This is a genomic window from Comamonas sp. FUJ_7, assembly GCF_057369555.1.
Window position 1 is genome coordinate 184,837 of record NZ_JBXXZI010000006.1, and the last position, 22,430, is coordinate 207,266.

General features: G+C 59.4%; 19 protein-coding genes and 1 riboswitch. Of the genes, 9 read left to right on the forward strand and 10 right to left on the reverse strand.

What is annotated here, in order from left to right:
- Positions 1 to 31: 31 nt before the first annotated feature.
- On the forward strand, positions 32 to 355 hold the full coding sequence (locus tag AC2I9W_RS11090) for a hypothetical protein (RefSeq protein WP_486410019.1): 324 nt from the start codon (positions 32 to 34) through the stop codon (positions 353 to 355).
- 27 nt (positions 356 to 382) lie between these two features.
- Here AC2I9W_RS11090 and AC2I9W_RS11095 read toward each other — a convergent pair whose 3' ends face one another.
- Positions 383 to 748: a hypothetical protein gene (locus tag AC2I9W_RS11095; RefSeq protein WP_486410020.1), complete on the reverse strand. Its 366-nt coding sequence runs from the start codon at positions 746 to 748 to the stop codon at positions 383 to 385.
- A 115-nt stretch (positions 749 to 863) separates the two neighbouring features.
- Between AC2I9W_RS11095 and AC2I9W_RS11100 the strand changes: the two genes are divergently transcribed.
- Entirely contained in the window at positions 864 to 1,535 is a 672-nt protein-coding gene (locus AC2I9W_RS11100; RefSeq protein ID WP_486410021.1) for an ABC transporter ATP-binding protein, read from the forward strand.
- Between the two features lie 73 nt (positions 1,536 to 1,608).
- Here AC2I9W_RS11100 and AC2I9W_RS11105 read toward each other — a convergent pair whose 3' ends face one another.
- A complete protein-coding gene (locus tag AC2I9W_RS11105) occupies positions 1,609 to 1,887 on the reverse strand; it encodes a PsiF family protein (protein ID WP_486410022.1) in 279 nt (92 codons plus the stop codon).
- Positions 1,888 to 2,100: 213 nt separating this feature from the next.
- On the opposite strand from AC2I9W_RS11105, the gene AC2I9W_RS11110 reads away from it, so the two are divergent.
- Entirely contained in the window at positions 2,101 to 2,925 is an 825-nt protein-coding gene (locus tag AC2I9W_RS11110; protein ID WP_486410023.1) for an undecaprenyl-diphosphate phosphatase, read from the forward strand.
- Between the two features lie 252 nt (positions 2,926 to 3,177).
- Here AC2I9W_RS11110 and AC2I9W_RS11115 read toward each other — a convergent pair whose 3' ends face one another.
- The 4 genes from AC2I9W_RS11115 to AC2I9W_RS11130 all read right to left on the reverse strand — a co-directional run bounded on the left by AC2I9W_RS11115 (position 3,178) and on the right by AC2I9W_RS11130 (position 9,159).
- The gene (locus AC2I9W_RS11115) at positions 3,178 to 4,080 is read right to left on the reverse strand and encodes an alpha/beta fold hydrolase (protein WP_486410024.1); all 903 of its coding nucleotides are present in this window, start codon (positions 4,078 to 4,080) and stop codon (positions 3,178 to 3,180) included.
- A gap of 72 nt (positions 4,081 to 4,152) precedes the next feature.
- Positions 4,153 to 5,133 carry a proteasome-type protease gene (locus tag AC2I9W_RS11120; RefSeq protein WP_486410025.1) on the reverse strand — a complete coding sequence of 327 codons (981 nt, stop codon included), beginning with the start codon at positions 5,131 to 5,133 and terminating at the stop codon, positions 4,153 to 4,155.
- A 49-nt stretch (positions 5,134 to 5,182) separates the two neighbouring features.
- The gene (mutS, locus tag AC2I9W_RS11125; protein ID WP_486410026.1) at positions 5,183 to 7,801 is read right to left on the reverse strand and encodes a DNA mismatch repair protein MutS; all 2,619 of its coding nucleotides are present in this window, start codon (positions 7,799 to 7,801) and stop codon (positions 5,183 to 5,185) included.
- A gap of 437 nt (positions 7,802 to 8,238) precedes the next feature.
- On the reverse strand, positions 8,239 to 9,159 hold the full coding sequence (locus tag AC2I9W_RS11130) for an inositol monophosphatase family protein (protein ID WP_486410027.1): 921 nt from the start codon (positions 9,157 to 9,159) through the stop codon (positions 8,239 to 8,241).
- Positions 9,160 to 9,420: 261 nt separating this feature from the next.
- Between AC2I9W_RS11130 and AC2I9W_RS11135 the strand changes: the two genes are divergently transcribed.
- The 4 genes from AC2I9W_RS11135 to thiC all read left to right on the forward strand — a co-directional run bounded on the left by AC2I9W_RS11135 (position 9,421) and on the right by thiC (position 14,434).
- A complete protein-coding gene (locus AC2I9W_RS11135) occupies positions 9,421 to 10,221 on the forward strand; it encodes an RNA methyltransferase (RefSeq protein ID WP_486410028.1) in 801 nt (266 codons plus the stop codon).
- Positions 10,222 to 10,259: 38 nt separating this feature from the next.
- Entirely contained in the window at positions 10,260 to 11,114 is an 855-nt protein-coding gene (gene cysE, locus AC2I9W_RS11140) for a serine O-acetyltransferase (protein ID WP_486410029.1), read from the forward strand.
- Between the two features lie 257 nt (positions 11,115 to 11,371).
- Positions 11,372 to 12,031 carry a nitroreductase gene (locus tag AC2I9W_RS11145; RefSeq protein ID WP_486410030.1) on the forward strand — a complete coding sequence of 220 codons (660 nt, stop codon included), beginning with the start codon at positions 11,372 to 11,374 and terminating at the stop codon, positions 12,029 to 12,031.
- A 70-nt stretch (positions 12,032 to 12,101) separates the two neighbouring features.
- Positions 12,102 to 12,223: riboswitch (TPP riboswitch) on the forward strand.
- 267 nt (positions 12,224 to 12,490) lie between these two features.
- Entirely contained in the window at positions 12,491 to 14,434 is a 1,944-nt protein-coding gene (thiC, locus tag AC2I9W_RS11150) for a phosphomethylpyrimidine synthase ThiC (RefSeq protein WP_486410119.1), read from the forward strand.
- Positions 14,435 to 14,579: 145 nt separating this feature from the next.
- On the opposite strand, the gene AC2I9W_RS11155 is transcribed toward thiC, so the two are convergent.
- On the reverse strand, positions 14,580 to 16,055 hold the full coding sequence (locus AC2I9W_RS11155) for an MBL fold metallo-hydrolase (protein ID WP_486410031.1): 1,476 nt from the start codon (positions 16,053 to 16,055) through the stop codon (positions 14,580 to 14,582).
- 386 nt (positions 16,056 to 16,441) lie between these two features.
- Here AC2I9W_RS11155 and AC2I9W_RS11160 point away from each other — a divergent pair, with 386 nt between their 5' ends.
- Positions 16,442 to 17,836, forward strand: coding sequence for a DUF1329 domain-containing protein (locus AC2I9W_RS11160; protein WP_486410032.1), 1,395 nt, complete (start codon positions 16,442 to 16,444; stop codon positions 17,834 to 17,836).
- Between the two features lie 104 nt (positions 17,837 to 17,940).
- On the opposite strand, the gene AC2I9W_RS11165 is transcribed toward AC2I9W_RS11160, so the two are convergent.
- The 3 genes from AC2I9W_RS11165 to yjgA all read right to left on the reverse strand — a co-directional run bounded on the left by AC2I9W_RS11165 (position 17,941) and on the right by yjgA (position 20,805).
- On the reverse strand, positions 17,941 to 19,149 hold the full coding sequence (locus tag AC2I9W_RS11165; RefSeq protein ID WP_486410033.1) for an ABC transporter substrate-binding protein: 1,209 nt from the start codon (positions 19,147 to 19,149) through the stop codon (positions 17,941 to 17,943).
- A 371-nt stretch (positions 19,150 to 19,520) separates the two neighbouring features.
- Positions 19,521 to 20,126, reverse strand: a complete 606-nt coding sequence (gene mog, locus AC2I9W_RS11170) for a molybdopterin adenylyltransferase (protein WP_486410034.1) — start codon at positions 20,124 to 20,126, stop codon at positions 19,521 to 19,523.
- On the reverse strand, positions 20,119 to 20,805 hold the full coding sequence (gene yjgA, locus AC2I9W_RS11175) for a ribosome biogenesis factor YjgA (protein ID WP_486410035.1): 687 nt from the start codon (positions 20,803 to 20,805) through the stop codon (positions 20,119 to 20,121). The genes mog and yjgA overlap by 8 nt, the downstream gene beginning before the upstream one ends.
- A 65-nt stretch (positions 20,806 to 20,870) precedes the next feature.
- Here yjgA and pmbA point away from each other — a divergent pair, with 65 nt between their 5' ends.
- Positions 20,871 to 22,292 carry a metalloprotease PmbA gene (pmbA, locus tag AC2I9W_RS11180; protein ID WP_486410036.1) on the forward strand — a complete coding sequence of 474 codons (1,422 nt, stop codon included), beginning with the start codon at positions 20,871 to 20,873 and terminating at the stop codon, positions 22,290 to 22,292.
- Positions 22,293 to 22,430: the final 138 nt, after the last annotated feature.

Consider the following 22,430-nt stretch of genomic DNA (forward strand, 5'->3'; position numbering starts at 1 on the left):
ACCGCAGCTGTTTTGTTGTGAAGATCAAACCATGAGCATTGCTGTTTTCTACCTGCGCAATTTCGAGCTTGAAGGCCAGACACCGGTCTGGCAGCCGCAATGCCAGGCCTTTACCGATGCACAGATGAGCGAGGCGCTGGCCGTGTGCCAGCAGCTGCGCAAGGATGAGCGCCATGCCCATGTGGTGATTTCATCGGAGCTGCGCGATATGGTCGGGCCCGTGGGCGTGTCGGCGGTTGAGGACGGCAAGACCCCGGACGGTTTTGATTACCAGTGGAGCAAGGCCGGCCGCGCCGGTGCCAGCCGCAAGAATGCGGCTGAAGCGCCCAAGCGCCGCGAAGAGATGGACAACTGAGGGCGGCAGAGAGCGGTGCGGAGCCGCTCAGTCATCCAGCGCGAATTTTTCGCGCAGCGCATCACCAAACTGGGCGGAGCCGGAAAGCGAGAGATTGACCGTGGTGCGTCCAGTGGCCGATGTCTGCAGTGTCAGCATGCCGGCCGCCTTGTCAAAGCGGGCGTTCAGCGGCTGGCCATCATCATCCTGGGCCTGCAGGTCATAGTCCCAGTCAAAGCCGTCTTCCACCGCACCCTGGCGGCCCGCAAACTTCTGGCTGGCCCAGCTCAGCAGGGTTTCAATTTCTGCGGCCAGTGCAGGTACGCGCTCTGCCTTGACACTGGCCATGGCATCCCAGGTGCCCGTGCCTTCTTCATCTTCGCTGTAGTCAAATTCCAAATAATCCAGAGTCATGGCATATTGCGCTTCTTCAAGGGGACGCCATTGTGCCTGCAGCGGTGATATATGCCTGCCAGCAGGTGTTTAGCGAAATCAGCCTTAAACGCATACTGAAAAAGGGTTGGTAGCTATGAAAATTGAGGTTGACGATCACTGTGTCACACCCTGTATGGCACAGGCCCTGCAGGTGAGCTTTGGTTATCCGGGGCTGATGGTGGCTCGTGAGGTGTCGCATTGCTGGACAGCCGGACTGTGCTTGCTGCAAGGCGATGAAGGCAGCGGCAAAACCAGCTGGCTCAAGGCACTTGCTGGCCAACTGGCATTGAGCCGCGGGATGCTGCACTACCCGTTTTCGGAAGACGGCAGCCTGAGGGCCAGTGCCTGCTTTTGGAAGGACCCGCGCCAGCCGCTTGGTGAGGCGTATGGGCACATGACCGTGACGAGCTGGGTGGCACTGCAAAGCGCGTTTTACCCCAAATGGTCGTCTCAGCAGTTTCAGCTGCATGTGCAGGGCTTCGGGCTGGAGCCGCATGGGTATAAGCCGCTGCAGGCGCTTTCCAGCGGCACGCTGCGCAAGCTGTGGATGGCCGCAGGCTGGGCCAGTGGCGCTGAGTTGGTGTTGATCGATGAGCCACTGGCGGCATTAGACAAGTCTTCGCAGTGCTATGTGCAGCAGGCGCTGGCAGCCATGGCGCAAGACTTGAAACGGCCCGAGCAGCCACGCTGCGTGATTGTGGCCCACTGGGATGCGATGGACGGGGTGGACTGGGACAATGTCATGCAACTGACGGCAATGGCTTGAGTGGCATAAACAGCATCAAAAAACGCCATGAATTCCATGGCGTTTTTTGATGCTGTGAAGAATCCCTTGTTCGTCAGTCTTTTTTCAGGCATTCGCTCATGAAGGCCTTGCGCTCATCGCCCTTTTTGCCGGTGGCATCGGCGTTGCAGCTTTTCATGCGTTCTTGCTGGCGCTTTTTGCCGTCGGACAGACAGGCTTTCATGAACTCCTTGCGTTCATCGCCTTTTTTGCCAGTGGCTTCGGTGTTGCAAGTGCCCATGAGCTGCTGCTGGGCGGTTTTAGGCTTGTCGCCAGCTGCCATGCTCATGCTGCAAGCCAGGGACACGACAGCCAAGACTACAAATTTTTTCATGATGGTGTGTTTTTTGAAAAAACGCCGACAGCCGACGCGCATCCATTGCAGCACAGCTTGGAGGTCTTGCCCACGACGGACAAGCATGTCTTGTAAAAGTTTGCGATTGTCTGGCGATTCGCGCCGTGAAAGGGTCTTGCGGCCGTGAGAGCGAAAGTGACGAGCGGATAATGGGCGGCTTTGTTTCAACCCTGCATCCAAAGGACGTTTCGAGTGGATACTTTATTGCTGGTCAAGGCCGCCATCATGGGCATTGTGGAGGGGCTGACCGAGTTCCTGCCCATCTCTTCCACAGGTCACCTGATCCTGGCGGGCTCGCTGATGGGCTTTGTCGGAGGCAAGGCCAAGGTGTTTGAGATCGCCATTCAGACCGGCGCCATCTTTGCCGTAATGCTGGTGTACTGGCAAAAGATTCGCAGCACCTTGGTGGAGCTTCCCAGCAGCCGCCAGGCCCAGAAGTTCGCACTCAACGTCATCATCGGCTTTTTGCCTGCGGTAGTGCTGGCACTTTTGTTCGGCAAATACGTGCAGGAGCATTTGTTCACGCCCGTCATCGTGGCAACCACCTTTATTTTGGGTGGCTTCGTGATTCTCTGGGCCGAGAACCGTCCCGCAGCCGCCACCCGCGTGCAGTTGGTGGACGATATGACGGCACTTGATGCGCTCAAGGTCGGCATTGTTCAGTGTTTTGCCCTGGTGCCCGGCACCAGCCGCAGCGGCTCCACCATCATCGGCGGCATGCTGATGGGGCTGTCGCGCAAGGCCGCCACGGATTTCTCCTTCTTTCTGGCCATGCCCACGCTGATCGGTGCGGGTGTCTATAGCCTCTACAAAGAGCGTCACATGCTCAGCCTGGCCGATGTGCCGCTGTTCCTGGTGGGCCTGTTTTTCGCTTTCATCAGCGCCTGGCTGTGCGTGCGCTGGCTGCTGCGCTTTATCTCGACCAACAGCTTTGTGCCCTTTGCCTGGTACCGCATCGTCTTCGGCGTTATCGTGCTGGTGACGGCCTATACCGGCGTGGTGGATTGGCACCATTAAGAGCCGCCAGCACAGCCCTTGAGAAGTCGTTGCTTCGCCTTGTCGTACAGTTTGTACTGCCTGCGGCTTAGCGACTCGTCTCAACCGCAAATCTTCGATTTGCTGGGCGGTGCTAGCTGCTCTAAGTGATTCACCGAGCTTTCGATAAAAGCCACTTGTGCAATAGCAAGTGGCTTTTTTTATAGCTTCCAGCGCTCGTCGAATATGGATTTGAGTGTGATTAGGGCTTGAAATCGTTCAGCTGCAAGCCCCTCAAGCTCTTAAAGCATGAGCAAGAGAGGTCTGGCCACTGGAGTCCTGCTTTTGCAAGATGCTCTGCTCCATGTTCAGCAGTGACGCCTCGATGGCTGCCGCCGTGGCCTGTGGGCGCTCCATGGGGAACAGGTGGCCGCCGTCCAGCATCATGATGCGGCCCTTGGTCATGCGCTGCGTCATCTCCATGCCCACTTGGCGCATTTCCACGGAAGAGCGCCCGCCGATAAAGGCCACGGGGCAGCGCAGCGGGCTGCGCCTGAGCTGGTTGTTCAGGTTGCTGGGCAGGGTGTTGTAGATGGCGGTTTCCACCTCGCGGGTGAACAGCAGGCTGCGCTTGCCGTTGGCGTCGTCCACCAGACCGTGCTCCACATAGTCCTGCAGCACCTGTGGGTGCCATTGGGCAAAGGTTTTCTTGCTGCGAAAGTGCTGCAGCGCTTCCTCATTGCTGGCCCAGGTCGTGCGCCTGCGCTGGCTGATTTTGCCTGGAGAGACGGAGGCCACGATGGGCGTGCGCTTGGCCAGATCGACGGCATTGGCCTTCCAGCCGCCTAGCAGGGGCGAGTCGATCAGCAGTACGCCCCGAGCCAGGTCGGGGCGTTTGGTGGCAGCCTGAAAGCTCAGAATTCCGCCCAGAGAATGGCCAACCAGATACAGGGGCTGGCCGTGTTGCTGCACTTTTTGCTCGGCAAACTCAATCAGCTCATCGACCAGATGCGGCCAGTGGTTGGTGACGGGGCGTGCCGGGTCATGGCCAAAGCGCTCCACGCCACTGGCTGCAATGCCGCGCTGGCGCAGCAGGGAAAACAGCATGCGGTAAGTGCCCAGCGGAAAACTGTTGGCGTGGGCGAACACAATAGGCAAGGTGTTCTCAGGGCTGGCACTGGCAGAGGTCTGGGGCATGGAAGGCACGCAGTGTGAAAGTCAGGCGGACAAGAGAGGAGCGCCCCCTGCTAGTCAGGGGGCTGCTGCAGTTTACCGGCTGGACAGTGAGACCTGCTTTTGCAGGCGCCCCTGCTCTTCCGCTGACTGCAGACGCTGATATTCGCTGGCCATGCTCAGGCCTGCTTGGGCTGGCACGACCGGCTGGCGCAGTGCCTGCGGCGGCATATGGCCTGAACCATTGCTGGGCTGGGTGGGTGCAGTCGGCGCACCCACCTTGGCCAGCGGGTGGGCGCGAGGGCTGTGCACACGAATCGGCGTGGCGGTCTGGCCGCCATCCCAGGCCGGGTCGTCGATGCTGTCGAACACATGGCGCAGCCGCTCGCCCCAGCTGTCGTGCAGCATGCGCAGATAGGGGTTGTCGGCATCCAGGCAGACAATGCGATCGGTGGCAAAGCGGTTGTTTTCGTAGACGATCAAATCCAGTGGCAGGCCCACCGAGAGGTTGGACTTGAGCGTGCTGTCCATGGATACCAGCGCGCATTTGGCGGCTTCGTCCAGCGGGGTTTCAGCAGTGATGACGCGGTCCAGCACGGGCTTGCCGTATTTGGACTCACCGATCTGGAAGTAAGGCGTCTCGCTGGTCGCCTCGATGAAGTTGCCGGCCGAGTACACCTGAAACAGGCGCATGCGCTCGCCCTGTATCTGGCCGCCAAAGATCATGGAGACATTGAAGTCAACGCCCGCGCGCTGCAAGGCAGCGGCCTCGCGATCGTACACATGGCGCACGGCCGCGCCCAGCACGCGTGCGGCATCGAACATGCTGCGCACATTCCAGATGGTCAGCATCTCGTCCGTGGTTGTGTCGTGCAGCTGAAAGCTCTCCAGCAACTCGCGCACCGACTGGGTGATGGCCAGATTCCCGGCGGACTGCAGCACCATGAAGCGCTCTCCGGGCTGCTCGTACAGCATGACTTTGCGAAAGGTGCTGATCTGGTCCAGTCCCGCGTTGGTGCGGGAGTCGGACAGAAACACCAGGCCGGCGTTGAGCTTGAGGGCGACGCAATAAGTCATGGCTGAAGGCAGTGCGTTAGAGAGGAAAGTGTAGTGGCTGTGCTTGAGCTTAGCTGTTGCGGCCCGCCACTTGCTTGAGCTGGTAGAGCGCTTCCAGCGCCTCGCGTGGACTCAATGCATCAGGATTGATAGCAGACAGCGCTTGCTCCAGTGGGCTAGGGGACGCAATATCGTCCGATAGTTCAGGCGCATCAAACAGATTGACCTGCAGATCGTTCTCGCCGGCCTGACTCTCCAGCGCTTCCAGCGCGTGGCGCGCATGGTTGAGCACACCGGCGGGCATGCCGGCCAGCTTGGCCACCTGAATCCCGTAGCTGCGGCTGGCGGGACCGGCTTGGATTTCGTGTAGAAACACGATGTCATTGCCGGACTCTGCTGCGCCCACGTGCACGTTGACGGCGGCCTTGGCCTTGGCGGGCAGCTCGGTCAGCTCGAAATAGTGGGTGGCAAACAGCGTGAAAGCCTTGGTCTTGTCATGCAGCTGGCTGGCAATGCCGCTGGCCAGGGCCAGACCGTCAAAGGTGCTGGTGCCGCGGCCGATTTCGTCCATCAGCACCAACGAGTGGGGCGTTGCCGCGTGCAGAATCTGCGCGGCCTCGGTCATCTCCATCATGAAGGTGGATTGGGCATTGGCCAGATCGTCAGCCGCGCCAATGCGGGTGTGAATGGCGTCAATCGGGCCCAGGCGGCAGGCGCTGGCGGGCACATAGCTGCCCATGCTGGCCAGCAGCACGATCAGCGCCACTTGGCGCATATAGGTCGATTTACCGCCCATGTTCGGGCCGGTAATGATCTGCATGCGCGTATTGAGGTTCATGCGCGTGTGGTTGGCGATAAAGCTGCCGCTGGAGGTCTCGGCCATGCGCGCCTCCACCACGGGGTGGCGACCGGCTTCGATCTCGATACAGGGCTGGCTGACGAACTGCGGCGCGGCCCAGTTCAGCGTCAGCGAGCGCTCGGCCAGCGTACACAGCACATCGAGTGCGGCAATCGCCTGCGCCACGCGCGTGAGCTGGGGCACATGGGGCTGCAGCTGGTCCAGCACCTGTTCGAACAAAAACTTCTCGCGCTGCAGGGCCCGCTCCTGGGCAGACAGGGCCTTGTCCTCAAAGGCCTTGAGCTCGGGCGTGATGAAACGCTCGGCGTTCTTGAGGGTCTGGCGACGGCGAAAACGCTCGGGCACCGCATCCTTGTAGCTGTTGGTGACTTCGATGTAGAAGCCGTGCACCTTGTTGAACTGCACGCGCAGATTGGGAATGCCGGTGAGCAGCTTTTCCTTGGCTTCCAGCTCCAGCAAAAACTCGTCACAGTTGGTCTGAATGGCGCGCAGCTCGTCCAGCTCTGCATCAAAGCCCGTGGCAATCACACCGCCGTCGCGCACCAGCGCGGCGGGCTCTTCCATGATGGCCTGGGCCAGCAACTCGGCACAGCCTTCGGGTGGAATCAGGTCGCTGAAAATTTGGGTCAAATAGGCCGATGGCGCTTGCCCAGACTGCGCGAGCAGCTTCGCTTTTTCTAGCGTTTTGGACAGACCTACCAGCTCACGCGGGCGCACTTGGCGCAAGGCGGTGCGGGCGGTAATGCGCTCCACATCGCTCACGCCCTTGAGCTCGGCACGCAGCGCCTGCCATGGCGCCATGCCCGCGCCAGCACCGCGCAGCACGCCAATAGCGTCCAGGCGCTCCATGGCGGACTTGCGATTACGCTCGGGCTCCAGCAGCCAGGTCTTGAGCAAGCGGCTGCCCATACCGGTCATGCAGGTGTCCAGCAGCGAAAACAGCGTGGGCGAATCCTCGCCGCGCAGCGTCTTGACCAACTCCAGATTGCGACGCGTAGCCAGCGGCAGAGCGATCAGATCATCGTCGCGCTGCACAGCAATGGCGTGGATATGAGTGAGGTTGCGGCCCTGCGTGTGCTCGGCATACGAGAGCAATGCAGCGCTGGCGCCATGGGCCAGCGGCAGGTCTTCGGCCTCCCAGGCTTTGAGGCTGGCAGCGCCCAGAAGTTCGAGCAGCTTGCGCTCGCCCAGGCCCGAGTCGAACTGCCAGTCGGGGCGGGGCGACAGCGGGCAGGTGATGGCACCGCTGTGCTTGACGGCAAACAGGGCTTGTTCAAAACGCTCGGTCACGCCAGCGCTGTAAATCACTTCGCTGGGCGCGATGCGTGACAGCCAGCTGCCCACCTCATCAGCCGCGCATTCAGCCATATGAATGCGGCCCTGTGTCACAGCCATCCAGGCCAGGCCCACGCGTTGGCGGCCAGCGGTGTGCAGCGCCACCAAAATGGCTTCGCTCTTGTCCGAAAGCAGTTCGCTGTCGGTGAGTGTGCCGGGGGTGACCACGCGCACCACCTTGCGCTCGACCGGGCCCTTGCCCACGCCAATCTCGCCCACTTGCTCGCAAATCGCTACCGATTCGCCCATTTTGATGAGGCGGCCCAGATAGTTTTCCAGCGCATGAAAAGGCACGCCCGCCATTGGAATAGGGATGCCTGCCGTCTGGCCGCGAGAGGTCAGCGTGATATCCAGCAGGCGCGTGACCTTTTCAGCATCGCCAAAGAACAGCTCGTAAAAATCGCCCATGCGATAGAAAACGAGGGTGTCCAGGTAGTCTTTTTTGATTGACAGGTATTGCGCCATCATTGGCGTGTGACCTGTCAAATCGTTCATATCAGGAAATGGGGCCGGCGACGGGGTATCGGTGCTTGTCTGGGTCATCGCTTCAGCGTTATGCAAAACAGGGGGCGCTGCGCCAGAGTCTGGGGCGCCAAACCGGTCATTATCCGTGAAGCCCAATAGCAGGGTGCTTTGCCGCTTTTTGCCGACTTGAACAGCATGGCCAGTACGCATGGCGTGCCACATCAGCGGTGCCGTTATCTTCTTTTGCTCTCGCAGGTTGGCTGTCTGCTTCTAAAGAGAAGCTTCCTGGCCGAGCTTGCTGGATAAGACTTTGCGGGGTAGTCAGGTAGCACCCGATGTGGGTATCGGTTTGGGATCGCTCAGATATCTGCTTGAGGGCTGGTGCGTAATGAAGGGCTAGGAGTCAATAAAAAAGGCCAGGCTCACATGAGCCTGGCCTTTTCGCAGTCGTGGGGCGACCGCCTTTTTTATTCAGCGTCTTTCTTGGTTTCTTCTGCAGCAGCCTCAGCACCTTCTTCGGCCACTTCTTCGAATTCACCGGTCTTCACGGCTTGGCGCACAGTGGCCTTTTCGCCAGCGCTGGCAAATTTGCTGTACTTGCCCAGCACGGGGATCAGCGAGCCATAGATGCGCGGGTTGGCAGCCAGAATTTCCTTTTGTTCGAGGAAGTCGGCTTCGCCCGTGAAGTTGCCCACCAGACCACCGGCTTCGCTGACCAGCAGCGAACCCGCTGCCACGTCCCAGATGGACAGACCGGACTCAAAGAAGCCATCGGCAAAACCTGCAGCTACATAGGCCAGATCCAGCGCGGCAGAGCCGGGGCGGCGCACGCCAGCGGTGCGCTGCATGACTTCGCCCAGCATCAGCATGTATTGCTTGAAGTTGTCGCCACGGCGGAAGGGGAAGCCGGTGGAGATCAGGCAGTCACGCAACTGAGTGCGCTTGGAGACGCGGATGCGGCGCTCGTTCAGATAGGCACCACGGCCCTTGGTCGCAGTGAACAGGTCGTTGCGGCTGGGGTCATAGATCACGGCATGCTCGATCTTGCCCTTGTAGGCCAGAGCGATGCTCACGCAGTACACGGGGAAGCCGTGGATGAAGTTGGTGGTGCCGTCCAGAGGGTCGATGATCCAGACATGGTCGGAGTTCTTGGAGCCGTGCTCGCTGCCCGATTCTTCGGCCAGGATGGAGTGCTGGGGGTAGGCGTTGAGCAGCGTCTCGATGATGATGCGCTCGGCGGCCTGGTCTACCTCGGTCACAAAGTCGTTCACCTGCTTTTGCGCAACGCGCACCGATTCCACATCCAGGGCGGCACGGTTGATGAGGGCGCCAGCGGCGCGGGCAGCCTTGATGGCCACGTTAAGCATGGGGTGCAGGGAGTTCGACATAAATTGTGAGTGCGTTGGCGGCTGCAGCCCGGCAAAGGCGGGCTGAACTACGCGGGTAAGAACGTCAAAAGCCGCGACCGGCGATGCGGGGCGGCGACAATAGTGGCAATTCTACCCAGCCTTCGTTTTTTTTGCTTGTGCAGCCCAGTGAGTCATGGGCTTTTTTGTCTGGCTTGCTCTGCAGGCCACAGCGAAGAAACGACAGGCCTGACCTGTTTTGTCAAGGCCACCAATGAGGCCTTTTGTATTGATTCTGCGCTGATGAAAACCCGATTCGTACTGATTGAAACCAGCCATGCTGGCAATGTGGGCGCGGCTGCCCGAGCACTCAAGACCATGGGTTTTGATGACTTGGTGCTGGTGCGCCCGCGCTACAAGAATGTGCTGCGCAAGGAAGAGACCATTCAGCGTGCCAGTGGCGCCCTGGATGTGCTGGACAAGGCCCGTATCGTGGACACGCTGGAGGAGGCGCTGGATGGCATCAGTCACATGTGTGCCACGGCCATGACTCCGCGTGATTTTGGTCCTCCCACGCGCACGCCGCGCCAGCATTTTGAGTTGCTCCTCAAAGGTGAGCTGGATGTGCGCTCTGAACCTGCAGTTGATGGCAATTTGACTGATAACACGCCCACGCCTGGCGCCGTCTGCAACCAGAAGGGCGTAGCCTTTTTGTTCGGTTGCGAGCGCTTTGGTATGAGCAATGACGATGTCTACCGCTGCGATGTGGCGCTGTCGATTCCGTCCAATCCTCAGTTCGGCTCGCTCAATCTGGCCTCGGCCATTCAGGTCATTGCCTATGACTGGCGCGAAGCGCTGGGCGGATTTCCCGTGGTGGAGCACACGCCCGAAGTGCACCGCGCCGATATGGCACAGGTACAGGGCATGCTGGGCCACTGGGAGCAGGCGCTGGCCCATATCGGCTTTTTGGACCCGGCTGCGCCCAAGAAGCTCATGCCCCGGCTTAACCAGCTTTTCAATCGCGCGCAGCTGACTGAAGAGGAAATCCATATTCTTCGCGGTGTTGCAAAAGCCATGCTCAAGAGCGAGCGGCCAACCCGCTAGACTTCGCAAGCTAACCATTTCCTCACGTTGATAATTTGATGCTTGATCGCCTGCGCTCCGACATCCAGTGCATTCTCGACCGCGACCCTGCGGCCCGCAGCACCTGGGAGGTCATCACCTGTTACCCCGGCCTGCATGCCATCTGGCTGCAGCGGCCGGCGCACTGGTGCTGGACGCATGGCTTCAAATGGCTGGGTCGCTTCATCTCGCACATGGGGCGCTGGCTCACCGGCATTGAAATTCATCCCGGTGCCGTGATCGGCAAGCAAGTCTTTATCGACCATGGCATGGGCGTCGTGATCGGCGAGACTGCAGTGGTCGGCGACGGCTGCACGATTTATCACGGCGTGACCTTGGGGGGAACCTCTCTGTATAAAGGCGCCAAGCGCCACCCCACGCTCGGCAAGAACGTGGTGGTCAGTGCTGGTGCCAAGGTGCTGGGCGGCTTCGAGGTGGGCGATGACGCCAAGATCGGCAGCAATGCCGTGGTCATCAAGCCCGTGCCCGCAGGTGCGACCGCAGTGGGCATTCCGGCGCGCATCATTCCCAGCAAGCGCGGGCAGAGCGCAGATGTGACCGAGCACGAAGCGGTGGCCAAGCCTGCGGCGAAGGCCGATGACAAACCCTCTGCTGTGCACGCGTCTGCAGTGGATGAAGACTGCGCCAAGCGCGGCTTTACGGCCTATGGCGTGACCTCGGAGGTCGACCCCGTGGCGCTGGCCATGCGCTCGCTGTCCGAAGGCGCTGCCGGTCATGAAAAGCAGATTGCGCTGCTGTGGGCTGCGATTGAGAAGCTGTCGATCCAGGGCAAGGTCGATGACTGCATGCCCTGCGAGTCAGAGCGTCCTGAGGCCTTCCAGAAGGACAAGATCGATCAAATAATGGGTAAATAAGCCTATTGTGCTTATGGGGTAAGCGCCTGAAGCTTCTGTTTTGATAGTGATCTGATCGAAAAGCCAGCCACCGTGCTGGCTTTTTTCATGGGGCTTGCCCGTAGTCGATCTGGAGGGAGAGAAGAAGAGGTCAGCGCGCCGAGACTGTTGTTCTCTGCGGGAGGCGCTGCTTGGAATGCATCACGTCTCCAGAGTGGCTCAGGGATATGTGATTAGCTTCTACACTGCAGTGCAGCATTTTTAGAAAGACAAAAGAGATGGACATTCGTCAAGCATTGCAGCAGCGCCGTTCGGTGCGTGCTTTTTTGCCCCAGACTGTGGATGGGGCCACGGTGCGCGAGCTGCTGGAGACCGCCTCGCAAGCCCCATCGGGCGGCAATATGCAGCCCTGGCGTGTAACTGCCGTGGGCGGGCAGGCACTCAAGGACTTGAGCGCTCGTGCCAAAGAAACCGAAGCCGTGCAGCGCCCCGGCCTGTCTTATCCGCCCGGCCTGTGGGAGCCTTACCGCAGCCGCCGCTTTGAAAACGGCGAAGACTTGTACCGCGCTCTCAATATCGGCCGTGAGGACAAGGCAGCACGTCTGGAGCAACTGGCCAAGAACGGCCAGATGTTTGGTGCGCCCGTGGGCATTTTTGTGGCCGTGGAGGAGCGCATGGGCTATGCCCAGTGGGTGGATCTGGGGATCTATCTGCAGTCCTTCATGTTGCTGGCCGTGGAAAAAGGCCTGGCTACTTGCGCACAAGGCTTCTGGCGCATGTACAACGACATGCTGATCGAGCAGCTATCCATGCCTGAGGGTTACCAGATCGCTTTTGGTATTGCGCTGGGCTATGAAGACAAGAGTGCGGCGATCAACCAGTGGCGCTCCAGCCGCGCGGCCAGCCATGAATGGCTGGCGTTGCAGGGCCTGGACTAAACGACGGAGCCTGCACTAGGGTTTGCCTGTGTGGCACTTCCTGGTGAGCGTGCAAATCCGGCCTATACTGAATCCAGCTCCGGGGTGTGCGAAAGCGCTGAGATGCGAAAGGTGGTTGCAAAACTGCTGATTAGCGAACCCGACGAACTTGATCCGGTTCATACCGGCGGAAGAAGAGCGGGACCCTGACGCAGGGCCAGTGACTTGAGACAACAGCTGGATTCAAACTCAGCGCCTCAAGTCACAGGCACAGCAAACCCCAGGCGCCTCGCGCACTGGGGTTTTGTCTTTTCTGGACGACTTGGCAGTGTGCGAGACGCGTTGAAATCCAAGGATTTCAAAGGCGCAGACGCAGCACCAGATAAAAGTGCAGTCAAAAAAGCCCGGGGATACATCAGAAACAGGGCCTGGCACTCCACGGAGCGATTGATGACCTTCAACCGCTTTTTGGAGACTGCGATGAATGCCCCTGATTTGATCTTTACGCCCGCCGCTGGCAATGCCCCCGACGCTACCCGCTTTGCCGAGTTGCTGGCCCAGTCGCGCCAGCCCTTTCCGGCTTCGACCAAGAGCTATCTGAGCGGCTCCATTCACCCCGAGTTGCGCGTGCCGGTACGCGATATCGCGCTGACCAATGGCGAGCAGGTCAGCGTCTACGACACCTCAGGCCCCTACACCGACTCGTCCGTCACCATCGATGTGCGCAGCGGCCTGCCCAGCATTCGCGGCAGCTGGATTGAAGCGCGTGGCGACAGCGAGTACTACGTGGGCCGCCAGCGTGTGGCCTTGGACGACGGCGGCAAGCGCGGTGAAGAAGATGCCCGCGTGGAGCAGCTGCGTGCCGAAGCCGCTGCGCTGCAGCGTCAGCCGCGTCGTGCCAAGAGCGGCCAGAATGTGACCCAGATGCACTACGCCAAGCGCGGCATCATCACGCCCGAGATGGAATATGTGGCCCTGCGCGAAAATGGTCGCCGTGAATGGATGGCGCAATACCAGCAAGATGCTGCGCGTGAAGCCCGTCTGGCCGGCAACAGCATGGGCGCGGCCACCCCCAAGATCATCACCCCCGAATTCGTGCGTGACGAAGTGGCCCGTGGTCGCGCCATCATCCCTGCCAATATCAACCACCCTGAAATCGAGCCCATGGCGATTGGCCGCAATTTCAAGGTCAAGATCAACGCCAACATTGGCAACTCGGCTGTGACTTCCAGCATCGAGGAAGAAGTCGAAAAGCTGGTCTGGGCCATCCGCTGGGGTGCGGACAACGTCATGGACTTGTCCACCGGCAAGAACATCCACACCACGCGCGACTGGATTGTGCGCAACTCGCCCGTGCCGATTGGTACCGTGCCCATCTATCAGGCGCTGGAAAAAGTCGGTGGCATTGCCGAAGACCTGACCTGGGAAATCTTCCGCGACACGCTGGTCGAGCAGGCCGAGCAGGGCGTGGACTACTTCACCATTCACGCCGGCGTGCGCCTGGCCTATATCCACCTCACGGCCCAGCGCCGCACCGGCATCGTCTCGCGCGGCGGCTCCATCATGGCCAAGTGGTGCATGGCCCACCACCGCGAGAGCTTCCTGTACGAGCACTTTGAAGACATCTGCGACATCATGAAGCAGTACGACGTGAGCTTCTCGCTGGGAGATGGGCTGCGCCCCGGTTGCGCATCGGACGCCAACGATGAAGCCCAGTTTGCCGAGCTGGCCACGCTGGGCGAGCTGACGCAAGTTGCCTGGAAGCACGATGTGCAGACCATGATCGAAGGCCCAGGCCATGTGCCCATGCACATGATTCAGGCGAACATGACCGAGCAGCTCAAGCACTGCCACGAAGCGCCGTTCTACACCCTGGGCCCGCTGACCATCGACATCGCCCCCGGCTACGACCACATCGCTTCGGCCATCGGTGCGGCCATGATTGGCTGGTTCGGCACGGCCATGCTGTGCTACGTCACGCCCAAGGAGCACCTGGGTCTGCCCGACCGCGACGACGTCAAGCAAGGCATCATCGCGTACAAGATTGCGGCTCATGCCGCCGATGTGGCCAAGGGACACCCCGGTGCCCGTTCGCGTGACGATGCGCTCTCGCAAGCGCGCTTTGACTTTCGCTGGCAGGACCAGTTCAACCTGGGTCTGGACCCCGATACGGCCCAGGCCTATCACGACGAAACCCTGCCCAAGGACAGTGCCAAGGTGGCGCACTTCTGCAGTATGTGCGGCCCCAAGTTCTGCTCCATGAAGATCACGCAGGAAGTGCGCGACTTTGCCAAGCAGCAAGGCGTGGCAGCCGAGCAGGGCATTGCTGTGGGCATGCAGGCCAAGGCCGAGGAGTTCAACAAGGCCGGCGGGGATTTTTACATTCCCATCGTCAATGCATCGACCGACACCACGGCGCGGTGATTTGATATGAAATAGGGCTGCAGCGCTTTACAGATAAGCGCTGGCAGCTATCAAAATAAAAAGGCAAGCGCTATGGCTTGCCTTCTTTGATGAAGATTCAGGCCCTGATGTATCCAGAAGGAGGATCGCAAGGCCTCTCTCTCAATCACTGCTTGGCGTTTTTCAGCTGGCTCTTGAGGTTGAGCATATGCTCGATATACACCGTCAACTCCTGCGTGGGCAGGCCTGGCTTGATGCGTGCGGCATAGGCGTCCAGCGCGGTTTGCAGAACAGCCTTGTTGTTTGGGGCAGCAAAGTAGGCAATATCGGCCAGTTGGCAGGCCAGGGCGGGGTCGCTTTTGCTCAGTTCGCGGATTTGTGCGCTGACATTGTCAACTCCGCCGCTCATAGCCACGATCTGCTGGCTGAAGGTCTGGCGGGAGGCAGGGTCCCACTCCGAGGGAATGCCATTCCACCAGCCGCCGTATTCCTTGATCACCATTTTGGCGACATCCTGGAAGCGCACATAGGTCTCCACCATGTCCTTGCGGCCACGCAATCTCTCGGGAAGCTGCACGGAGGCCACGATTTCATCGGGGCGCTTGTTGGCGTTCAGTCCAGTGATGACCTGGTCTACGGCAGAGCTCAGCATGTCGGCCGATGCCAGCAGTTTGTCCTGCACCTCGGCAGCACTGGTCAGCGCGGGGCCGTGCATGGGCAGCATCAGGGTGGCTTTGGTTGCGGCCATATCGCGCAAGGCCTGTGCCCATTCGGCGACATGGCGCTGGCGACGCTTGCCGTTGCCCGCATTGAGCAAGAAGGGCTGCCAGTAGTCTGCAGTGACCACGACCTGGCGTGTGGGCACATGCACCCATAGCTGGTCTGCAGACTCCCCACGGGCGTGAGTCAGCACAAACTCGTCATCGCCAATCTTCAGCGTCTTCTGGCCGGTAAAGGTCTCTGTGGGAAGGATTGCATCATCGAGCTTGCGGGGCACATCGCGTGGGTCCTGGCTGTTCAGGTGCACCATGGAGAAGTTGGCTGTGCGCGTATCCAGCGCCATCTCGTCCAGGTATTCCTTGGTGGTGATGATGCGGGGCTTCTCGCCCGCGTCCAGCAGCGACCAGGCACCAAAGCCGTGATCTGCATGGTGGTGGGTGATGATGATGGTGTTGACGGGCTTGTTGCTGATCTTGCGCAGCGTCTCCAGCAGAGCAGGGCCGGCGGGCGCATAGCCGGCATCCACCAGAACCAGGCCTTCCTTGGTCTCGAATACGGCGATATTGACGTAGGGCAGGCGCAGCAGCCAGGTGCCGGTGCCATGCGCCTCAACCTTCAGCTTGGCGCGGGCATCGGCAATGGCCTCGGCATTGGTGCGGCTGTACATGTGGTTGGCAATGGCGATGGACTGATCGCCGCCAAAGCCTGCATTGGCATTGCCGGCCAGAACATTGAGCACATTGGGGTATTGCTGCATCAATTCTTTGCGCAGCTCGAATTTTTGAATGGCCTGGGGGTTCGGCTTGCTGCCGTCGGTGGCTGCATTGATGGAACATGCAGACAAGGTAATACCTAATGTGAATGCGGCTTTTTTAAAAAAGCTTTGAATCACGGAGTCTTCCTTGAATGTTTTGTATTGCATTTATAGAGATTAAACAAAAGAAAAAAATGAATTTTTATTCTTCAATAAATAAGAAGTTTTTATTTAGTCCGTCGGGACTAGGGACTATCACTGTCGTAATAGTTTGTTTTAGGATTAAATGATTATTTGAAATTAATATTTTTATTCTATGTTGTTGATTTTAAATTAATTTATTAATTTTTAAGGGTTTTCATGGGGGATTTTTTTAATTGATTTGGCAAGTATTTTTTAGGGTGTGATAAATTTTCGCAAATAGTCCTAAAAGACGATGTGTGAACTTTCGAGCTGAAAAAAACTCGGATTTGTCATTTCCAAATATGTTGATGAATATATTTGTGTGACATAAAAGTAATTGTTTAATTTGTGTTTTAAATTCGGGGTTTTGAATGAAAAGAAAGTCAGGTTTAGGCGCAGTTTCGGCTTTGAGCACAGCAGTCTTGCTGGCGATTGGGGGAGTAGGGGCTGCCTGGGCCAAGGCAACGCCTGAAGAGTTGAGCAAGCTGGGCAACAGCCTGACTTGTACAGGGGGCGAAAAAGCGGGCACGGCAAGCGGCGTGCCTGAATTCACAGGCAAATGGCTGGGCGTGCCGGACGGCATGAAATATGAGCTGCATACAGGCCAGCACCCGATTGATCCTTATGCCAGTGAAAAGCCGGTGTTCACGATCACTGCAGAAAATCTGAGCAAATACGCAGAGCGTCTGACCGAAGGTCAGAAGGCCATGTTTGCCAGGTACCCCAAAACCTTCCGCATTCCCGTCTATCAAGGTCACAGGGATTTCCGTTACCCCGACTTTGTCTGCGCTTCTGCCAAGAAGAATGCAGAAAACGCCACATTGAATGCCGATGGCCTTGGGGTCAGCAATGCGGTCAAGGGTGCCATGCCTTTTCCCATTCCCAAGACCGGGCTGGAGCTGGCATTCAACAACCTGCTGCCTTTCCGCTCCTCCACAGAGCTCACCTTGCGTGACAGCGCCAACGTGCTGCCCGATGGCAGCATTGTCTGGGGCCGTGCTGAAAACAGCAGCATGAGCTTGCTTAATCGTCCCGATGTAGCAGGTCAGCCTTTGGTTGGCGCCATGGCGCAGGGCATGAACATGACCAAGCTGCCCGAGCGTGAAAAAGGAGGCGTCAGCGTCAGCATGGAGCCGGTGGACTTTGGCAAGGACAAGCGTCTGGGCTGGAGTTATGACCCCGGTACACGCCGCGTGCGCCAGATTCCAGAGTATGGCTTTGACCAGCCCATGGCCGGTACCGGCGGCAAGATGACGATTGACTCTGACCGTCTGTTCAATGGTTCGCCCGAGCGCTACAACTGGAAGATGCTGGGCAAGCGTGAAATTTATGTGCCTGCCAACGCCTACAAGGTGCATGGCAAGAATGTGAAATACGCGGATCTGATCAAGCCCAATCACGCCAACCCCGACTTCATGCGCTATGAGCCGCGCCGCGTCTGGGTGCTGGAAGCCAGTCTGAAAGATGGCTATCGCCACCTGTACTCCAAGCGTGTTCTGTACCTGGATGAGGACACAGGGCAGGCGCTGGTGGGCGACTACTTTGATGGCCGCGGTCAGCTCTGGCAGCATGCCTTCATCAACCATTACTACGCGTTTGATGCCAATGCCTGGCATGCAGGTACGGCCTTCTATCACGACCTGAACTCGGGTGGCTATCTGGCCTACAACCTGTTCCAGGAGCGTGAGAAAGGTCCGATCTTGAACAAGAACGACATGACGCCTGCCATGTTCACGCCTCAGGCGGCTCGCTCCGCTGGCAACTGAGAGTGCTAGCTTTGTGAAGGATGCGCTAGCATCTCCCACTATGAAAAAAAGGCTTGCCGCTGGGCAAGCCTTTTTGCGTTTAACCAGCGATCAACCTGTGATTTTCAGCGCCAGTACTGGCACTTGCTCTCTGCCTTGGTGGTCCAGATCTGGTCGGCAGGCAGCTTCTTGATGATCTTGTAATAGTCCCAGGTACCCTTGGATTCGGACGGCGACTTGACCTGCATCAGGTACATGTCGTGCACATAGCGGCCGTCTTCGAGGATATAGCCTTGGCCGAAGAAGTCGTCGATCTTCATGCTCTTCCAGGTGGCCATGACCTTGTCGGCATCCAGCGTGCCGGCTTTTTCAACGGCCTTGAGGTAGTTCATGGTGGCCGAGTAGTCGGCGGCCTGGATTTCGCTGGGGCGGCGCTGGGTCTTGGCCATGAACGCATCAGCAAACTTGCGCGATGCGTCATTCATGTCCCAGTACCAGGGCGCGGTGAACTGCATGCCTTCGGTGTTCTTCAGGCCCAGGCTGTGGATGTCCGAGAAGAAGACCAGCAGGCCGGCCAGCTTCATGTTCTTGGTCACACCAAACTCCTTGGCCGCCTTGATGGAGTTGATGGTGTCGCCGCCCGCATTGGCCAGGCCTAGGATCTGCGCCTTGCTGTTCTGGGCTTGCAGCATGAAGCTGGAGAAGTCGCTGGCGTTGAGCGGTGTCTTGACCGAGCCCAGCACCTTGCCGCCACGCGCCTCGATGATCTTGCTGGTGTCGGCCTCCAGGGCGTGGCCGAAGGCATAGTCGGCCGTCACGAAGAACCAGCTCTTGCCGCCCGTATCTACCACTGCGCCGCCCGTGCCCTTGGCCAGGGCCACGGTATCGAAGGCGTAGTGCACGGTGTAGGGGCTGCACTGTTCATTGGTCAGGGCTGAGCTGCCCGCGCCGTTGTCGATGAAGACGCGTTTTTTCTCCTGCGCGACCTTGGCCATGGCCAGAGCCGTGGCCGAGTTGGTGCCGCCAAACACCAGGCTGATACCTTGCGTATCAATCCACTCGCGCGCCTTGCTGGCCGCGATATCGGCCTTGTTCTGGTGGTCGGCCGTCAGCAGCTCGATGGGCTTGCCCAGCACCTTGCCACCAAAGTCGTCAATCGCCATCTGAATGGCGACGGCACCGTTCTTGCCTTCCACATCGGCATAAAGGCTGGACATATCGGTGATGAAGCCGATCTTGACTTTCTCCTGGGCCAGGGCAGGGGCCGCAAAGGCGGCGGCCAGAGTCAGCGAGAGCAAAGAGGCAGAGAGCGCAGACGGGGACGAGCGGTGCATGGAGTCTCCTGAAAATTTTGAAAATATGGAGAGAGCGTGCAGCGGGTGGCAGCGCGTGGCCGCTTTCGCTGCAGGGCAACAAACATGCTAGGACTGGCAAAGCCGCATGGCATCGGGGCAAGCACTTGCGGGAAATCCCACGCCAGCTATCAAATTAGATAGCTGGTTGCGCTTGATATTTATTGATTTCGCATGGATTCATCACTGAAATAAAGCAATGACAAGCGCCTCAAGCTTTGCATTTGATAGCAATAGCAGAGAAAACACAGGCTGTGCGCTGCCCGCTGCAGGCATGAAAAAAGCAGCCCAGGGGCTGCTTTTGTGACTGTGCTGGCGCTTTTGGCACCTTGAGCTTGCCGATGGATTGCGGCTTATGCAGTGCGCGGTGCGCGAATGGCGGTCTTGGGGCGGAAGGCCTTGCAGACCTCGTCATGCGTTTCAAGGTAGGGGCCGCCAATCAGGTCGATGCAGTAAGGCACAGCGGCAAAAATGCCGTTGACCTTTTGCTGGCCGTCGGCATCCTTCAAACCTTCCAGCGTTTCGGCAATCGCTTTGGGCTGACCGGGCAGGTTGATGATGAGGCTGCTGCCGCGAATCACCGCCACCTGGCGCGAGAGGATGGCTGTGGGCACAAAGCTCAGGCTGATCTGGCGCATCTGCTCGCCAAAGCCCGGCATTTCCTTGTCGGCCACGGCCAGCGTGGCCTCGGGCGTCACATCGCGCAGCGCAGGGCCGGTGCCGCCGGTGGTGAGAATCAGCGAGCAGCCAGCGTCCACCAGTTCGATCAGCGCGGCGCTGATGCCGGCCTGCTCATCGGGGATCAGGCGGGCTTCAAAGGTGACAGGATTCTTCAGCGCGCGGCTCAGCCACTCCTTGAGTGCGGGCAGGCCCTTGTCTGCATAGGTGCCGCTGCTGGCGCGGTCGCTGATGGAGACAATGCCGATTTTTACGGCGTCGTGCAGTATTGGCTCACTCATCGTCGTCATCTTCTGCATCTGCAGCGCCGGCCTTGCCTGCGTTTGCCAGTTGCTCGCGCACCAGCTGGAAGAGGTCGCGGTAGGCGCGGCCCTTGCTGATTTCCTTGGGCTCGGCGCCGGGGCTGGCAGCAGCCGCTGCGGCGGCAGCTTGCTCCTTGGCCTTTTCGATGTCCTTGCGGGACTGGCGGATCAGCGAGCGCAGCTGCTGCACATCGGTGTCGGGGAAGTGATCGAGCCAGATGGACAGGGCTGTTTCCTCAAGCACCAGACGGTCGCGCCATTGCTCGGCAATTTGCAGCGACATTTTTTCGCTGGGCGAGCCGTTGCGCTGCTCGTCCAGTGCCTGCTTGACGGCGGCGACCTGCTCTTCGGTCAGCTTGCGCATGAGCTTGCCGACATATTGGAACTGGCGGCGCTTGCCTTCAAAGTTGGTGATGCGCTTGGCTTCGGCCAGCGCGTCGACCAGCTGGTCGGGCAGTTGCAGGCGCTTGAACAGGTCGCTGCGCAGCGTGGTCAACTCCTTGCCCAGATCCTGCAGCGCATCCATCTCGCGCTTCAGGTCGGTCTTGGTGGAGTCGTAAGTGCCTTTGAGTTCGGCCTTGAGTTGCAGATCCAGCTCGCTGCCTTCGGCGACGAACTTTCCGCGAACAAAATAGCCTTTGGTGGGTTTGCGTGACATGGTAAGGGGGCAATATCGGTGGCAGCACAGAGGGCGCTGCAGTGGCGGCTATCATATCCGCCGCTATGAAAAAACCTCGCTCCAGCAATACAAGCACTTCCAGTGCAAAGGCCCAATCCACACCGCAAGCCGGTTTCAGCTTCAGCCAATCCTTTTTTGAAGGCCTGGTGGACCAGGCGCTCAAGCACGCCAAAAAGCTGGGTGCGACGGACGCGGGCGCCGAGGCTTCCGAAGGCTGCGGCCTCTCGGTCAGCGTGCGCAAGGGCCAGCTGGAGACCGTGGAGCGCAACCGCGACAAGTCGCTGGGCGTGACCGTGTATCTGGGCCAGCGCCGCGGCAATGCCAGCACTTCGGACTTCTCCGAAGCCGCCATCCAGCAAACTGTGCAGGCCGCTTACGACATCGCGCGCTTCACCGCCGAAGACCCGTTTGCCCGCCTGCCCGACAGCGCCGACATCGCGCTGCCCGGCACGCACCGTGATCTGGATCTGTTCCACCCCTGGGACATCACAAGCGAGCAGGCCGCCGAGATGGCGCTGCGCTGCGAGGAAGCCGCTTTCAAGACCCACCGCCGCGTGAGCAACAGCGAAGGAGCCGGTGTTTCGGCACAGCAGAGCCATTTCTTTTCGGCCCATACCAATGGCTTTCGCGGCGGCTATGCCAGCTCGCGCCACAGCCTGTCGGTGGCACCCATTGCCAAGCTGCCCGGCAAGAATGGCGAGATGCAGCGCGACTACTGGTACAGCTCCATGCGCAATGCGGCCGACCTGGCCTCGCCCGAGGCCGTGGGCCGCTACGCCGCAGAGCGCACGTTGAGCCGACTGGGCAGCCGCAAGATTCCTACCGTGGAATGCCCGGTGCTGTTCGAGTCACCCCTGGCAGCCGGTCTGCTGGGCGGCTTTGTGCAGGCCGTCAGCGGCGGTGCGCTCTACCGCAAGAGCACGTTCTTGCTGGACTCCATGGGCAAGCCCGTCTTCCCCAAGCACATCGATATCGAAGAAGACCCGTTCATCCTGGGTGGCAAGGGCAGCTCGCCGTTTGACGAAGAAGGCGTGCGCGTGCAGGCCCGCAAGGTGGTGGATGCTGGTCGCGTGGAAGGCTACTTCCTGTCCAGCTACTCGGCGCGCAAGCTGGGTATGAAGACCACGGGCAATGCTGGTGGCTCGCACAATCTGGTCATGACTTCGCGCCGCACCAAGGCGGGCGATGATCTGGACGCCATGCTCAAGAAGCTGGGCACGGGCCTGTTCGTGGTCGAGCTGATGGGCCAGGGCGTGAACTATGTGACCGGCGACTATTCGCGCGGCGCCAGCGGTTTCTGGGTGGAGAACGGCGAGATTGCCTTCCCCGTCGATGAAATCACCATCGCCGGCAATATGAAGGATATGTTCAAGGGCATCGAAGCCATCGGCGCGGATGCCTATAACTACGGCGCCAAGACCGTGGGCTCCATCCTCATCAACCGCATGAAGGTGGCGGGCAGCTAAGTCAGACGCTTTCGGTGGTTACAGCGGTAGCGGCGGTCATCAGGCCGCTGCAGGCGCGACATCAAAAAAGGCGAAGTGCAGAAGTACTTCGCCTTTTTTGTCGCTTGTAATGAGTTTTTTAATAGCTGCATGCCTGCG